This window comes from Agromyces sp. CF514, from assembly GCF_900113185.1.
Classification (GTDB): domain Bacteria; phylum Actinomycetota; class Actinomycetes; order Actinomycetales; family Microbacteriaceae; genus Agromyces.
The window spans coordinates 95,168-109,008 of sequence record NZ_FOZD01000002.1; the positions used below are offsets into that span (position 1 = coordinate 95,168).

The window sequence follows — 13,841 nt, forward strand, 5'->3', positions numbered from 1 at the left end:
TCGCCCTTCCGAAGGCGCCCTGGGACGAAGGTCGACGGATCGACGATCAGGTGAGGGCGAGATGACGACGAAGACGATGATGAACGCGACACGAACGGGAGATGCGCGCATGAGGTACGAGATCCTGCCGAGCTACGTGAACGGCGGCTGGTGGACTCCGGATGCCGCGGGCATGACAGCCGGCGACGCATCGAGCAGCGCGACGGAGGTGCGCGACGCCTCGACGGGCGAGGTCGTCGCGCGCGTCTCGACCGAGGGCCTCGACCTCGCCGCCGCGCTCGAGTACGCCCGCACGGTCGGGCAGCGCTCGCTCGGCGAGCTGACCTTCCACCAGCGTGCGGTGCTGCTCAAGCAGATGGCCCTCGCCCTCACCGAGCGCAAGCAGGAGCTGTACGAGCTCTCGAGCCGCACGGGCGCGACGAAGCAGGACTCGTGGGTCGACATCGACGGCGGCATCGGCGTGCTGTTCACGTACTCGTCGAAGGGTCGGCGCGAGCTGCCCAACTCGCAGGTCTACGTCGACGGCGGCGTCGAGCAGCTCTCGAAGGACGGCTCGTTCCTCGGCCGCCACATCTTCACGCGCCTGCCGGGCGTGGCGGTGCAGATCAATGCCTTCAACTTCCCGGTGTGGGGCTCGCTCGAGAAGTTCGCACCAGCGTTCCTCGCGGGCGTGCCCTCGCTGGTCAAGCCCGCGACGCCGACCGGATACCTCGCCGAGGCGTTCGTGCGGATCCTCGTCGAGTCGGGGCTGCTGCCCGACGGCTCGCTCCAGCTCGTCTCGGGCAGCGTGCCCGACCTGTTCGACCACCTGCGCCTCGGCGACCTGGTCGCGTTCACGGGGTCGGCGTCGACCGCCGAGCGCCTGCGCGCGAACGACTCCGTGCAGACCGGCGGCGTGCGGTTCACGAGCGAGACGGACTCGATCAACGCCTCCGTGCTCGGCCCCGACGCCGTCGCGGGCACGCCCGAGTTCGACGCGTACGTCAAGCAGCTCGTCGCCGAGATGACGACGAAGGCCGGGCAGAAGTGCACCGCCATCCGCCGGGCGGTCGTGCCCGCGGCATCCGTCGACGGCGTGATCGAGGCCGTGCGCGCGCGCATCGCCGAACGCGTCGTGGTTGGCGACCCCCGCGCCGAGGGCGTGACCATGGGCCCGCTCGCGAGCCTCGAGCAGCGCGACGAGGTGCTGCGCCAGGTTCGACGGCTCGCCGATGCGGGCGGCGAGGTGGTCATCGGCTCGACCGACGAGGCCCCCACCGTGACGCTCGCCGACGGGTCGACCGGCACCGCCGTCGACGGCGCCTTCGTCGCGCCCGTGCTGCTGAGATTCGCGGATGCCGCGAGCGACGCCCTGCACGAGGTCGAGGCGTTCGGCCCGGTCAGCTCGATCGTCGGCTACGACACCGTCGACGAGGCCGTGCGTCTCGTCGCCCGCGGCGGGGGATCGCTCGTCACGAGCGTCGCCACGCACGACCCCGGGGTCGCGGTTGCCCTCGCCACGGGCATCGCCGCGTACAACGGACGACTGCTGCTGCTCGACCGCGACGACGCACGCACCTCGACGGGACACGGATCGCCGCTGCCGAACCTCGTGCACGGCGGCCCCGGCCGGGCCGGCGGCGGCGAGGAGCTCGGCGGCATCCGTGCGGTCCTGCACCACATGCAGCGCACCGCGGTGCAGGGCTCGCCCGAGATGCTCACCGCCCTCACCGGCGTCTGGCACGCGGGCGCCGCCGCCACGCCGTACGCCGAGGCCGGCGAGGCGCACCCGTTCCGCAAGTCGCTCGCCGAACTGCGCATCGGCGATCAGGTCGTCTCGGGCTCGCGCACCGTGACCCTCGACGACATCGAGACCTTCGCCCACTTCACGGGCGACACGTTCTACGCCCACATGGACGAGGCCGCGGCATCCGCGAACCCGTTCTTCCCCGGCCGGGTCGCGCACGGCTACCTGCTCGTGTCCTGGGCCGCCGGCCTCTTCGTCGATGCCGCACCCGGTCCGGTGCTCGCGAACTCGGGCCTCGAGAACCTGCGGTTCGTCACGCCCGTGTCGCCGGGCGACGCGATCCGCGTGGAGCTCACGGCCAAGCAGATCACCCCGCGCGAGACCGACGAGTACGGCGAGGTGCGGTGGGACGCGGTGCTGAAGAACCAGCACGACGAGCTCGTGGCGCAGTACGACGTGCTGACGCTCGTGGCGAAGGAGCTCGCGCCGGTTCCCGCGACCATCGGGTGAACGGACGCGTCGCGATGCCGTGGGCATCGCCCCGGTCAGTCGACCGGCTGCTCCGTCGCGGACGCCGCCTGGATGTCCGCGACGAACCGTGCGGCGAGGTAGGCGTAGCCGGAGTCGTTCAGGTGAAGGCCGTCGCCGAGGTCGAGCAGGTCGGTGTTCGACGCGGTGATCCACGCCAGGGGACTCGAGGGGTCGACGAAGACGACGCCGGATGCCTCGGCCGCCTGCCTGATCGTCGAGAGGTGCACGAGGTGCGAGGTGCCGCCGCCGAGCGGTTCCGCCGGGCCGAAGACGACGATGACCGCGCCCGGCCAGTGGGCGCGCACGCTGTCGATCGTCTTCCGGACCGCCGTGTACTCGGCGGTCGAGTCGGCCGCGATGTCGTTCAGGCCTCCCTGCAGCACGACCACGTCGTAGTCGACGCCGGATTCGGCGAGACCGGGGATGCGCTGCACGAAGGAGCGTCCGGTGCGCTTGTCGGTCGAGACGTCCTTGATGTAGCCGGTGCCGCCGACCCCGTCGAGCGTCGCCTGCCAGCCGAGCGAGGCGGCCGCGATGCGCGCCCAGTTCGCCGCCGGCTTCTTGGTGCCGTACCCCTCGGTGAACGAGTCGCCGACGAAGAGCGCCCGCGGCGTCACCGGGAGGCCGGCCAGGGTGGGACGGATCGGCGACGCGGTCGGCGCCACGGTCTCGGAGGGAAGGGCCGTGGGCGTCGGCCGCTCCGAGGCCCCGGGGTTCTCGAAGGTGCCGGGATCGGCCGAGTTCGAGGCCAGGGCGACCGGAACGGCGACGAGCGCGGCGCAGGTGAGCACACCGGTGGCCGCGAGTGTCGGCCACCGGAGTCGTGAGATCCATCGCTGTTCCCGCGCGGTCGGCATGCCGAGATCGTATCCGTGAGAGCTGTGTGGAGTCTTGCCCGGCTGGGGCGGGCTAAAATGCTGCCTCGTCCCTCGATGCGGAATCCTGCGCCATCGACGAGTCCCCCAACCCACCGAGGTCCCATGTCTCCCCGTTTCCGCCTGCGCTCGCTCGACGGGCTGCGAGGTCTCGCGGCAGTGATCGTGCTCGTGCACCATGCGCTGCTCGTGATCCCTGCGCTCGCCGCGCCGTACTACGGGCAGACGGTCCAGCCCGGGCTCCCATGGCTGCTCGTGCACACGCCGCTGCACCTGCTCTGGGCGGGAACCGAGGCGGTCTACCTGTTCTTCATCCTGTCGGGGCTCGTCCTGACACTGGCCGCGCGATCGGCCTCGTTCACGTGGACCTCGTACTTCCCGTCGCGGATCGTGCGACTGTACGTGCCGGTCATCGCCGCCGTGCTCCTCGCCGCCGTCGTCATCGCGGTGTTCCCCCGCACGTCCGACACGCAGAGCGCCTGGCTGCTGGCGCGTCCCACCGCGTATCCGGTCCGGTCGATGCTCACCGACATCGTGCTCATCGACGGCGTCAGCCGATCGGTGAGCCCGCTCTGGTCGCTGACGTGGGAGGTGCTGTTCTCGCTGCTGCTGCCGGTGTACATCGTGGTGGCCCGTCGCCTGCCCGTGCTGCTGCAGATCGTGATCGCGATCGCGGCCTCCACCGTCGGATTCATGTTCACCATCGGCGCCCTGCAGTACCTGCCGATGTTCGCGATCGGCGTGGCGCTGGCATCCGGCTGGCAGCGCATCGACACCGCCGCACGCCGGCTCACGGGCGTGTGGGGTGCGCTGGCCTGGACCGCCGTCATCGTGGTCGCCTCGCTCATGACGATCTCGTACTGGCTGCTGCTGCCGATCACGGGTGGGCAGACGCGCATGATCGCGCTGCCGACGTCACTCGTCGGCATCACGATGCTGATCGTCGCGGCGGTGCACGCGCCCCTGCTGCGCGCCATCCTCTCGACCAGGGTGCTGGTCTTCCTCGGCACGATCTCGTTCAGCCTCTACCTCGTGCACGAACCGATCGTCATCGCGATCGGCAACATGGTGCCGCACGCCTCCCTGACGTTGGTGCTCGCCGCCCCGATCTCCCTCGCCGTGGCCGTAGCGTTCTACTACGCCATCGAGCGCCCGGCGCACCGCCTGGCCCAGCGGGTGCGCCGTGCCGCCGACCGCGACGAATCCGCATTCGCCGAGAACGGGCTGGTGGTCTCCGGCCCGGAAGCGCGCGTCGAGGCCGACGCGCCGCGCCGCTCCGCTCCTTGACCGCGCGCGGCCCGTCGTCCACGCTGAGCACATGAGCCAATCGCCAACAGGCAGGGTCCGCGGCGCGGCCTTCTGGATCTGCTACGCCGTCACGCTGATCAGCGCGATCACGAGCATCACGTTCGCGATCATCGCGGTCACCGAGGCAGGCACGGGCGCGGAGGGTGCGAACGCGCTCTACGCCGCATCGCGGAGCACCGCGCTCGTCGTGCTCGCACTGGTCGCTCCGCTGTTCCGATCGGATGCCGCGCTGCTGGCGATCGCGGTCGCGATGACGATCGTGCAGGGCATCGACGCGTTCATCGGTGCGATCCAGGGGGATCTCGCGAAGACCATCGGCCCCGCGGTGCTCTGCATCGTGACGATCGTGGCGGCGACGTTCCTCGCGCGCAGCGACCGCATGCGATCGGTCGACTGACGCCCGACATGCCCCACGCGTACCCGCTCCACGTCGACGTCGACGCCACCTGCCTCTGCTGCGGAAGCGTGCAACGCTTCCGGTTCGCCTCGGCGTCCGACCACGTCGTCTGCCCCCACTGCCGCACGCACGGGGGCGACGAGAAGGCCGTGCGCCGCGATCGCGAGCACGTGGCGCTCTGGCGGGGCATCCTCGAGGCGCACGACCACGACGCGCGTGCGGCGGCGTCGGCTGCGGCCGATGCGAAGACGGATGCCGCGGCGACGATCGCCAGGCTGACCGCCGAGGGCGAGCAGTTGCGGGCGGGCGCACTCGACGGCAGCAGCGCGGCCGGTGCGGCCGTGCGCGACGAACTGCAGGGCGACCTCGTGCGACGGGCCGAGCGGGCGACCGAGCTGACGAACCGACGGCTCGACAAGGCGATGGCCGCGCTCTGGCGACTGCAGGCGTTCCATCACCCCGACGCCCGCAAGCCCGGCTCGTGCATCTGCGGGCGCTCGCTCACCGCCTGCGGCGAGAGCCGGGTGCTCGAGGCGAACCGGCAGGACATGCTCGACTGGGAGCGCCGCAACCTCGAGCTGCTGCGCGCGGGCAAGCGCCACGGCCTGCCGCCGGAGCATCCCGAAGTCGCCGGCGGCTGAGCTGCCGGACGCCGGCACCGGCCTCCGCTCGGGAGCAGACGACGGGCAGTCAGGACGACGGCGGCGGATCAGGAGGATCGCGGTGAATCGGTCCTGATCTCGCGACGTTCGCCTGATCCCGGAACTGACCCCGTGCGTCGGCCGTACGGCCGGGCGGGTTCAGCCCAGCAGGTCCTCGATGCGGTTCGACGTGGGCATGCGCAGCCCGTCGAGGGCGACCGCGACGACGTCGTCGGCGAGCCGGTCGGCGTCTTCGGCTCCGCCGGGCCGGTACCACTCGACGAGCGAGTTGATCATGCCGAACGTGAGGCGCGAGACGACGCTCGCGTCGAGATCGCTGCGCAGCGACCCCTCGGCCTGCGCCTCGGACACGAGCGCGGTGACGCGCCGGTCGAACGCGCGCCGGCGCTCCAGCGCACGCCGTTCGACCTCGGTGTTGCCGCGCACGCGCAGCAGCAGGGTCACCGAGGGCAGGCGTTCGACGAGCACGTGCACGGCGCCGCGCAGCACGAGGTCGAGCCGGTCGGCAGCCCGGCCGCCCGCGGCATCCGCCGTCTCGAGCACGCCCTCGAGCGCGCCGAGCGCCGAGTCGAGCGCCCGGTCGAGGATCTCGTCCTTCGAGGCGAAGTGGTGGTAGATCGCCGACTTCGAGAGCCCCAGGCGGTCGGCGAGCACGCCCATCGAGGTCGCGTCGTAGCCGTATTCGTTGAAGGCCGCGACGGCGACGTCGAGGATGCCCTGCTGGTCGTAGCCGGGGCGCCCGCGGCGGAGTGAGGTGTGCTCTGACATCTGCATCAGTCTCCCACCTGAACGGTCGGTCGGGTGGGAACGCGGGCGAGCGGATGCCGCGTGGCGGGCGTCGCGCGGGCACCTGCCCGGGTGTCGGCGGGCGCTGGCAGACTGGGCGCGTGACGACGCAGATCGGTACCCCCGGTGGCACGCCCGAGCGGCCGGCCCTCTTCTTCGCCGACGCCGCGGAGTTCCGCGCGTGGCTCGAGGCCAACCACGAGACGGCCACCGAGCTCTGGATGGGCCTCTACAAGAAGCACGTCGACGAGCCGGGGCTCACCTGGGCCGAGGCCGTACCCGAGGCGCTCTGCTTCGGCTGGATCGACTCGGTCTCCCAGCGCATCGACGACGACGCCAGGCGGCAGCGCTGGTCGCCCCGCAAGTCGACGAGCATCTGGTCCGACGTCAACATCGCGCACGTCGAGCGGCTCACCGCCGAGGGGCGCATGCGCCCGGCCGGGCTGGCCGCGTACGAGAAGCGCAGCCCCGACCGCACGGGCGTCTACTCGCACGAGTCGCGCACGCGGCAGTTGCCGGCAGAGGCCGAGGCCCGCATCGACGCCGCCCCCGCGGCATCCGCCTTCTGGCAGGCCGCAACGGCCACCTACCGCCGCGTCGTCACGCACTGGGTGCTCTCGGCGAAGCAGGAGGCCACGCGCGAACGGCGGCTGGTCCAGCTGATCGAAGACAGCGCGGCGGGTCGCATGGTGTCGTTCCAACGGTACGGCGAGACGCCCGCCTGGGTCGCGCGCGCGGCCGAGGCCGCACGGGCCGCCGGAGGTCCGTCGAACACGTAGCTCCCGACACGTCGAGACCGCCCGCACACGCCGCCTCGGCTCCCGGGCGAGCCGGGGCATCCGCTCGGCTCAGCGCAGGTCGTAGACGCGCTTGTACTTGCCCTCGCTGCGCGGCAGCGTGCCCGGCTCCTCGAGCTGCACCTCGACGGTCGAGCCGATGAGCACCTTGATCTTCTTCGCGAGCACGACCGACGCCGCCTCGCACGTCTCGCGCGAGAGGTCGGGGTGGCGTTCGATGCGCACCTTCATGGTGTCCATGCGGCCGGCCTTCGACAGCTCGAGGATGAAGTGCGGGGTGAGCGTCTCGATGCCGAGCACGATCTCCTCGATCTGCGTCGGGAAGAGGTTCACGCCGCGCAGGATGATCATGTCGTCGTTGCGGCCGGTGATCTTCTCGATGCGGCGCATCGCGGGGCGCGCGGTTCCGGGCAGCAGGCGCGTGAGGTCGCGCGTGCGGTAGCGGATGACCGGGAACGCCTCCTTCGTGAGCGAGGTGAACACGAGCTCGCCCATCTCGCCGTCGGCCAGCACCGCGCCCGTGTCGCCGTCGATGACCTCGGGCAGGAAGTGGTCCTCCCAGATGTGGGGTCCGTCCTTCGTCTCGAGGCACTCGTTGCCGACGCCCGGGCCCATGACCTCGCTGAGGCCGTAGATGTCGAGCGCGTCGACGCCGAGTCGGTCCTCGAGCTCGCGGCGCATCTCGTTCGTCCACGGCTCGGCTCCGAGCACGGCCACCTTGAGCGACGTCGAGCGCGGGTCGATGCCGGCCTCGACCATGGCGTCGGCGATCGTGAGCAGGTAGCTCGGCGTGCAGAGGATCGCGTCGGGCTCGAAGTCCATGATGAGCTGCACCTGGCGGGCCGTCTGGCCGCCCGACATCGGGATGACCGTCGCGCCGAGCGCCTCGATGCCCGCGTGCGCGCCGAGGCCGCCCGTGAACAGGCCGTAGCCGTAGGCGTTGTGCACCTTCATGCCCGGGCGGATGCCGCTCGCGCGGAGCGAGCGGGCGATGAGCGAGGCCCAGCGCTCGAGGTCGCCCTTCGTGTAGCCGACGACCGTGGGTCGGCCGGTGGTGCCGCTCGAGGCGTGGATGCGCGCGACCTGCTCCATCGGCACGGCGAACATGCCGAACGGGTAGGTCTCGCGGAGGTCGGCCTTGGTCGTGAACGGCAGCTTCGCGACATCCGCCAGCGATCGGATGTCGTCGGGGTGCACGCCGGCCTCGTCGAACTTGCGGGTGTAGAGCGGCACGTTCGCGTACGCGTGGCGAACCGTCTGCTGCAGCCGTTCGAGCTGGAGCGCCTCGAGCTCGGGGCGCGTCAGGCGCTCCTCTGCATCGAGCGATTCGGATGCCGCGGGCGCGAGGCCCGAGACGCTGGGGGAGAGGGTCGTCGTCGACACGTGGTGCTCCTGGTTCGCGGTCAGGTCAGAAGGTTCGGTTGGTGGAGATCGAGCGGCCGCGGAACTCGGCGACGGGCTCGCCGTGCTCGTCGACGACCGTGACGTCGTAGATGCCGGTGCGGCCCGATCGGGTGCGGCGCACGGCCGTGGCGGTCAGGGTCTGACCCGCGGTGGTGGACTTCAGGAACGCGATGTCGGCGCCGGCGGCGACCGTGACGTTCTCGTCCTCGTTGCAGGCGATAGCGAAGGCGGTGTCGGCCAGTGCGAAGACGAAGCCGCCGTGGGTGATGGCGAAGCCGTTCGTCATGTCCTCGCGCACGAGCATCGAGACGACGGCGTGGCCAGGGTCGTCGCGCTCGACGACGAGCCCGAGGGAGGCCGCAGCACGGTCGCGCTGCATCATCTCGCGGTTGATCGGGGCGGCGGTCGCGGCATCCGTCATGTGAAGCTCCTCGTCGAGTTCCGGGCGCCGTTGCTGCGGCGCACCTCCGACTATATACTAACTGAACGATCGGTTAGTATTATGTTCAGAGACGAACGGATGCCGCCGGCACCGCGCCCGAGAACACCACAGGCACGTGAACAACACAGGAGTCGACGATGACCTCACCCGCTGACCTCAGCGTGGTCGAACCCGAGCTCTCCCCCGAGGAGGCCAGGTTCGACGACCTCATCGCCGCGGACTCGCGCATCGAGCCCCGCGACTGGATGCCCGAGGCGTACCGCAAGACGCTGATCCGCCAGATCAGCCAGCACGCGCACTCCGAGATCATCGGCATGCAGCCCGAGTCCAACTGGATCACGCGCGCGCCGAGCCTCAAGCGCAAGGCGATCCTCATGGCCAAGGTGCAAGACGAGGCGGGTCACGGCCTCTACCTCTACTCGGCCGCCCAGACGCTCGGCATCACGCGCGACGAGATGATGCAGCAGCTCATCGAGGGCCGCGCGCGCTACTCCTCGATCTTCAACTACCCGACCCCGACCTGGGCCGATATGGGCGCCATCGGCTGGCTCGTCGACGGCGCGGCGATCTGCAACCAGGTACCGCTCTGCCGTGCCTCGTACGGCCCGTACGGCCGCGCGATGGTGCGCATCTGCAAGGAGGAGTCGTTCCACCAGCGGCAGGGCTTCGAGATCCTGCTCGAGCTCATGCAGGGCACCGAGGCGCAGCGGCAGATGGCGCAGGAGGCCGTGAACCGCTGGTACTGGCCCGCGCTGCAGATGTTCGGCCCGCCCGACGACCAGTCGCCGAACTCGGCGCAGTCGATGGCGTGGAACATCAAGCGCTTCTCGAACGACGACCTGCGCCAGCGCTTCGTCGGCATGCTCGTGCCGCAGGCCGAGGTCATGGGCGTCACGCTTCCCGACCCCGCGCTCGCGTGGAATGAGGAGACCGGTCAGTACGACATGAGCGAGATCGACTGGACCGAGTTCAACGAGGTGCTCGCCGGCCGCGGCCCTGCCAACGCCGAACGCCTGCGCCGCCGCCGGGAGGCGCACGACGAAGGAGCGTGGGTGCGCGAAGCCGCAGCCGAGTACGCCCGCAAGCAGTCCGAGCGCGAGCTCGCGGCATCCGGGGCGGTGGCGTGATGTCGACGCCCGGTGAGATGGGAACCGAGCCCTGGCCCCTCTGGGAGGTCTTCGTGCGCGCCAACCGCGGACTCAGCCACGTGCACGTCGGCTCGCTGCACGCGCCCGACGCGGACATGGCCGTGCGCAACGCGCGCGACCTCTACACGCGCCGTAACGAGGGCGTCTCGATCTGGGTCGTGCCCGCCGATGCGGTCACCACGAGCGACCCCGACGCGAAGGGCGCCTTCTTCGAGAGCCCAGCGGGCAAGAACTACCGCCACGCGATCTACTACACGAAGAGCGAAGGGGTGAAGCACCTGTGAGCACGCACGAGACCCATGGCGTTGGGCACGTCGACGTGCACGGCGACGTCTCGGTCGATCAGCTCGAGCTGGCCGAGGAGCTCGCGGGCGCGGGCATCACGGGCACCGGTGCGGTCGCGACGACGGATGCCGCGGAGTACGCGACCCGGCTCGGCGACGACGCCCTCGTGCTCGCCCAGCAGCTCGGCATGTGGATCACGCGCGCGCCCGAGCTCGAAGAGGACGTGGCGCTCGGCAACATCGCCCTCGACCTCATCGGCCATGCACGCTCGCTCCTGCACTACGCGGGCACCGCGACCGGCCGCACCGAAGACGACCTCGCCTACTGGCGCGACGAGCCCGGATGGCGCAACGCCTGGCTCTTCGAGCAGCCGAACGGCGACTTCGCGCACACGATCGCCCGGCAGCTCGTGGCCTCGCTCTACCTGTTCGAGCTCTATCGTGCGCTCGAGGACTCGACCGACGCGACGATCGCCGCGATCGCCGCGAAGTCCGTGAAGGAGGTCGACTACCACCGCGACCACGCCGTGCAGTGGGTGCTCCGGCTCGCCTGCGGCACCGACGAGTCGCGGCGCCGCATGATCGTGGCCGTGACCGACACCTGGCCGTACGTCGACGAGCTGTTCGTCGACGACGCGCTCACCTCGCGCCTCGCTGCGAGCGGCGTCGCCGTGCAGCCGTCGACCCTCCGCCCCGCGTTCGAGGCGGCCATCGACGCCGTGTTCGCCGAGGCGCAGCTCGAACGGCCGACCGGGCGCACGGCGTTCATCGCCTCCGGCGGCGGACGCGAGGGCCGCCACACCGAGCACCTCGGGCCGCTGCTCGCCGAGATGCAGGTGCTCGCCCGCCAGCACCGGGGGGCGTCGTGGTGACCGCGATCGCCCGGCCCGAGGCATCCGCAATCCGACCGCTGCCCGCCGATGAGCGCTCCCGGCGGGCGTGGCAGGTCGCCGCGACCGTCACCGACCCCGAGATCCCCGTGCTGACGATCGAGGACCTCGGTGTGCTGCGCTCGGTGTCGGTCGCCGATGACGGCGCCGTGCAGGTGCAGCTCACCCCGACGTACAGCGGATGCCCCGCGCTCGAGGCCATGCGCGACGACGTGCTGCTCGCGCTCACCCACGCCGGCTACGACGACGTGCGCGTCGACCTCGTGCTCGCCCCGGCCTGGACCACCGACTGGATGACCGAGGAGGGCAAGCAGAAGCTGCGCCGCTACGGCATCCAGGCGCCGACCGGTCGCGCCGCCGCGCGCGACGCCGGGCCGGTGCGCGTGCAGCTGGCGGTCAAGTGCCCCCGCTGCGACTCGCTGAACACCAAGGAGCTGACGCGCTTCGGGTCGACGTCGTGCAAGGCGCTGTACGAGTGCCGCGACTGCCTCGAGCCCTTCGACTACTTCAAGGTGCTCTGATGGTCGCGCGCAACCTGGGGTCGACCGGCCTCTTCGGCACGGCGACGGCGTCGGCTCCGACCGCACCCGAGGAATCGGTCGCGACGGCGTTCCTCGCCTCGACCGTGGGCGGCACCGTGCCGACCAACCAGGGCTTCCCGAAGCGCCGCCGGGCGAGGTTCCACACGCTCGCGGTCGCCGAGGTGCGCCCGCTCACCGCCGACTCGGTCGAGGTCACGTTCGCCGTGCCCGACGAGCTCGCCGACGACTACACGTACCTGCCGGGCCAGTACGTCGCGCTGCGTCGCGACTTCGACGGGCACGAGCTGCGCCGCAGCTACTCGATCTGCCGTCCGCCGGTGCGTGGCAGCGTCTCGGTCGCGATCAAGCGCGACCTCGGCGGCCTGTTCTCGACGTGGGCGAACACCGAACTCGCCGCCGGAGACACTCTCGACGTCATGAGCCCGCAGGGCACGTTCACGTCGACGCTCGACGCGCTCGACGGCAAGCACGTCGTCGGCATCGCGGCGGGCTCGGGCATCACCCCGCTCATGGCGCTCGCCCACACGGTGCTCTCGCGCTCGGAGACCTCGGAGTTCGAGCTCGTCTACACGAACCGCTCGACGCTCGACGTCATGTTCCTCGAGGAGCTCGCCGACCTCAAGGACCGCTACCCGTCGCGGCTCGCGCTGCACCACGTGCTCTCGCGCGAGCAGCGCACGGCGCCCGTGCTCTCTGGCCGGATCGACGGCGAGAAGCTCGAGACCATGCTCGACGTGCTGATCCGGCCCGAGACGGTCGACGAGTGGTTCCTCTGCGGCCCGTTCGAGCTCGTGCAGCTCGCCCGAGACACGCTCGAGTCCCGTGGGGTGGCGTCCGAGCACGTGCGGTACGAGCTCTTCACGACCGACGCCGATCGCGTCGAACCCCGCCACGGGCGGCCCGTCGTGGTCGAGCGCGGCGAGCCCACGATCGCGATCGAGTTCATGCTCGACGGGCAGTCCACGACGGTCGAGAGCCCCGTGAGCGCGAACGAGTCGATCCTGAACGCGGCGCTCCGCGTGCGACCCGACGTGCCGTTCGCCTGCGCGGGCGGCGTCTGCGGCACCTGCCGTGCGCGCGTCATCGACGGCAGCGTCGCGATGACCGAGAACTACGCGCTCGAGCCCGACGAGCTCGAGCGCGGCTACGTGCTCACATGCCAGTCGCACCCCAAGTCCGACCGCGTCGTGGTCGACTACGACGTGTGAACATCGACCGCCCGCGGATGCCGGTGCGGCGCCGCCGATCGAACGGAGCATCATGATCGAGCTCACCGTGGCCGAAGGGGTCGCCGAGATCTCGCTGAACGCCCCCGAGAAGCTCAACGCCCTCGACGAGCAGGCGCTCGACGAACTGGCGGAGGCCTACGCCGAGGCCGAGCGCCTCGTCGGCGCGGGCGAGGTGCGCGCACTCGTGCTGCGCGGCGAGGGCCGAGCGTTCTGCGCCGGCCGCGACATCTCCGGCGTCGATCCGCGTGAAGACGACGTGCTCGGCTACCTCGGCGGGCGCGTGCAGCCGCTGCTCGAGCGCATGGCCGCACTCCCGGCGCCCACGTTCGCCGTCGCGCACGGCGCCTGCCTCGGCGTCGGGCTCGGCCTGCTCGTCGCGAGCGACATCGTCTACGTCGCCGACACCGCGAAGATCGGCTCGCCGTTCGCGAACCTCGGCGCCACGCTCGACTCGGGCGGCCACGCCCTGTTCGTCGAGCGGCTGGGCGCGCACCGCACGATGGACCTCATCGTCACCGGCCGCCTCATGTCGGGCACCGAGGCCGTCGCGGCCGGGCTCTTCTCGCGGGTGTTCCCGGCCGACGAGGTGACGGATGCCACCCGCGCCGCGGCCCGCGCCGCGGCATCCGGGGCGACGCAGGCGTTCGTCGCCTCCAAGGCGCTCGTGGCCTCGCTGCGCGACGACCGGCTCGGACTCTGGGCCTCGATGGCCGACGAGAACCGGGCGCAGGCCGCGCTCTGCGACACCGACGACTACCGCGAGGGCTTCGCGGCGTTCCAGGAGAAGCGCCGGCCGGTCTTCACCCGGCGCGGCTGAGCC

The 13,841-nt window shown here is 71.2% G+C and carries 15 protein-coding genes; 11 read left to right on the plus strand and 4 right to left on the minus strand.

The annotated features are described in order from the left end of the window. Positions 1-109: 109 nt before the first annotated feature. A complete protein-coding gene (paaZ, locus tag BM342_RS13315; RefSeq protein WP_092968588.1) occupies positions 110-2,236 on the plus strand; it encodes a phenylacetic acid degradation bifunctional protein PaaZ in 2,127 nt (708 codons plus the stop codon). A 35-nt stretch (positions 2,237-2,271) separates the two neighbouring features. Here paaZ and BM342_RS13320 read toward each other — a convergent pair whose 3' ends face one another. Continuing rightward, complete coding sequence (locus BM342_RS13320) at positions 2,272-3,114, minus strand: SGNH/GDSL hydrolase family protein (protein WP_177232190.1); 843 nt, start codon at positions 3,112-3,114, stop codon at positions 2,272-2,274. Between the two features lie 123 nt (positions 3,115-3,237). Here BM342_RS13320 and BM342_RS13325 point away from each other — a divergent pair, with 123 nt between their 5' ends. The 3 genes from BM342_RS13325 to BM342_RS13335 are packed head-to-tail and all read left to right on the plus strand — an operon-like array spanning position 3,238 to position 5,478. Beyond that, positions 3,238-4,419 (plus strand): acyltransferase family protein, encoded by a 1,182-nt coding sequence (locus BM342_RS13325; RefSeq protein WP_177232191.1) that lies wholly within the window; start codon positions 3,238-3,240, stop codon positions 4,417-4,419. Between the two features lie 31 nt (positions 4,420-4,450). After that, positions 4,451-4,837 carry a hypothetical protein gene (locus BM342_RS19960; RefSeq protein WP_177232192.1) on the plus strand — a complete coding sequence of 129 codons (387 nt, stop codon included), beginning with the start codon at positions 4,451-4,453 and terminating at the stop codon, positions 4,835-4,837. 8 nt (positions 4,838-4,845) lie between these two features. Continuing rightward, positions 4,846-5,478, plus strand: coding sequence for a hypothetical protein (locus tag BM342_RS13335; protein WP_092967037.1), 633 nt, complete (start codon positions 4,846-4,848; stop codon positions 5,476-5,478). Between the two features lie 159 nt (positions 5,479-5,637). On the opposite strand, the gene BM342_RS13340 is transcribed toward BM342_RS13335, so the two are convergent. After that, positions 5,638-6,267, minus strand: coding sequence for a TetR/AcrR family transcriptional regulator (locus BM342_RS13340; RefSeq protein WP_092968592.1), 630 nt, complete (start codon positions 6,265-6,267; stop codon positions 5,638-5,640). Between the two features lie 119 nt (positions 6,268-6,386). On the opposite strand from BM342_RS13340, the gene BM342_RS13345 reads away from it, so the two are divergent. Beyond that, positions 6,387-7,064, plus strand: coding sequence for a YdeI/OmpD-associated family protein (locus tag BM342_RS13345; RefSeq protein WP_255368799.1), 678 nt, complete (start codon positions 6,387-6,389; stop codon positions 7,062-7,064). Between the two features lie 69 nt (positions 7,065-7,133). Here the strand turns inward: BM342_RS13345 and paaK are convergent, their stop codons facing one another. Then, on the minus strand, positions 7,134-8,465 hold the full coding sequence (paaK, locus tag BM342_RS13350) for a phenylacetate--CoA ligase PaaK (RefSeq protein WP_092967041.1): 1,332 nt from the start codon (positions 8,463-8,465) through the stop codon (positions 7,134-7,136). A 25-nt stretch (positions 8,466-8,490) separates the two neighbouring features. Next, positions 8,491-8,907 carry a hydroxyphenylacetyl-CoA thioesterase PaaI gene (paaI, locus tag BM342_RS13355; protein WP_092967043.1) on the minus strand — a complete coding sequence of 139 codons (417 nt, stop codon included), beginning with the start codon at positions 8,905-8,907 and terminating at the stop codon, positions 8,491-8,493. Positions 8,908-9,065: 158 nt separating this feature from the next. Here paaI and paaA point away from each other — a divergent pair, with 158 nt between their 5' ends. From paaA to BM342_RS13385, 6 genes are read left to right on the plus strand one after another with little or no spacing between them, the layout of a single operon-like run. Continuing rightward, positions 9,066-10,055 carry a 1,2-phenylacetyl-CoA epoxidase subunit PaaA gene (paaA, locus tag BM342_RS13360; RefSeq protein WP_092967045.1) on the plus strand — a complete coding sequence of 330 codons (990 nt, stop codon included), beginning with the start codon at positions 9,066-9,068 and terminating at the stop codon, positions 10,053-10,055. Next, complete coding sequence (gene paaB, locus BM342_RS13365; RefSeq protein ID WP_092967047.1) at positions 10,055-10,360, plus strand: 1,2-phenylacetyl-CoA epoxidase subunit PaaB; 306 nt, start codon at positions 10,055-10,057, stop codon at positions 10,358-10,360. Before paaA ends, paaB begins: the two co-directional genes overlap by 1 nt. Continuing rightward, positions 10,357-11,232, plus strand: a complete 876-nt coding sequence (gene paaC, locus BM342_RS20070; protein ID WP_092967049.1) for a 1,2-phenylacetyl-CoA epoxidase subunit PaaC — start codon at positions 10,357-10,359, stop codon at positions 11,230-11,232. Before paaB ends, paaC begins: the two co-directional genes overlap by 4 nt. Positions 11,233-11,237: 5 nt before the next feature. Continuing rightward, entirely contained in the window at positions 11,238-11,771 is a 534-nt protein-coding gene (gene paaD, locus BM342_RS20075) for a 1,2-phenylacetyl-CoA epoxidase subunit PaaD (RefSeq protein ID WP_092968594.1), read from the plus strand. Beyond that, positions 11,771-13,000 carry a 1,2-phenylacetyl-CoA epoxidase subunit PaaE gene (gene paaE / locus BM342_RS13380; protein WP_092967051.1) on the plus strand — a complete coding sequence of 410 codons (1,230 nt, stop codon included), beginning with the start codon at positions 11,771-11,773 and terminating at the stop codon, positions 12,998-13,000. Before paaD ends, paaE begins: the two co-directional genes overlap by 1 nt. Positions 13,001-13,052: 52 nt before the next feature. Further along, positions 13,053-13,838: an enoyl-CoA hydratase/isomerase family protein gene (locus tag BM342_RS13385; RefSeq protein ID WP_092967053.1), complete on the plus strand. Its 786-nt coding sequence runs from the start codon at positions 13,053-13,055 to the stop codon at positions 13,836-13,838. Positions 13,839-13,841 lie beyond the last annotated feature (3 nt).

What these genes read in the sequence shown, in the direction of transcription:
- BM342_RS19960 (WP_177232192.1), top strand. Translation starts at nt 4,451, where the DNA reads ATGAGCCAATCGCCAACAGGCAGGGTCCGCGGCGCGGCCTTCTGGATC.
- BM342_RS13385 (WP_092967053.1), top strand. Translation starts at nt 13,053, where the DNA reads ATGATCGAGCTCACCGTGGCCGAAGGGGTCGCCGAGATCTCGCTGAAC.
- BM342_RS13325 (WP_177232191.1), top strand. Translation starts at nt 3,238, where the DNA reads ATGTCTCCCCGTTTCCGCCTGCGCTCGCTCGACGGGCTGCGAGGTCTC.
- paaB (WP_092967047.1), top strand. Translation starts at nt 10,055, where the DNA reads ATGTCGACGCCCGGTGAGATGGGAACCGAGCCCTGGCCCCTCTGGGAG.
- paaI (WP_092967043.1), bottom strand. Translation starts at nt 8,907, where the DNA reads ATGACGGATGCCGCGACCGCCGCCCCGATCAACCGCGAGATGATGCAG.
- BM342_RS13340 (WP_092968592.1), bottom strand. Translation starts at nt 6,267, where the DNA reads ATGTCAGAGCACACCTCACTCCGCCGCGGGCGCCCCGGCTACGACCAG.
- paaE (WP_092967051.1), top strand. Translation starts at nt 11,771, where the DNA reads ATGGTCGCGCGCAACCTGGGGTCGACCGGCCTCTTCGGCACGGCGACG.
- BM342_RS13335 (WP_092967037.1), top strand. Translation starts at nt 4,846, where the DNA reads ATGCCCCACGCGTACCCGCTCCACGTCGACGTCGACGCCACCTGCCTC.
- paaA (WP_092967045.1), top strand. Translation starts at nt 9,066, where the DNA reads ATGACCTCACCCGCTGACCTCAGCGTGGTCGAACCCGAGCTCTCCCCC.
- BM342_RS13320 (WP_177232190.1), bottom strand. Translation starts at nt 3,114, where the DNA reads ATGCCGACCGCGCGGGAACAGCGATGGATCTCACGACTCCGGTGGCCG.
- paaZ (WP_092968588.1), top strand. Translation starts at nt 110, where the DNA reads ATGAGGTACGAGATCCTGCCGAGCTACGTGAACGGCGGCTGGTGGACT.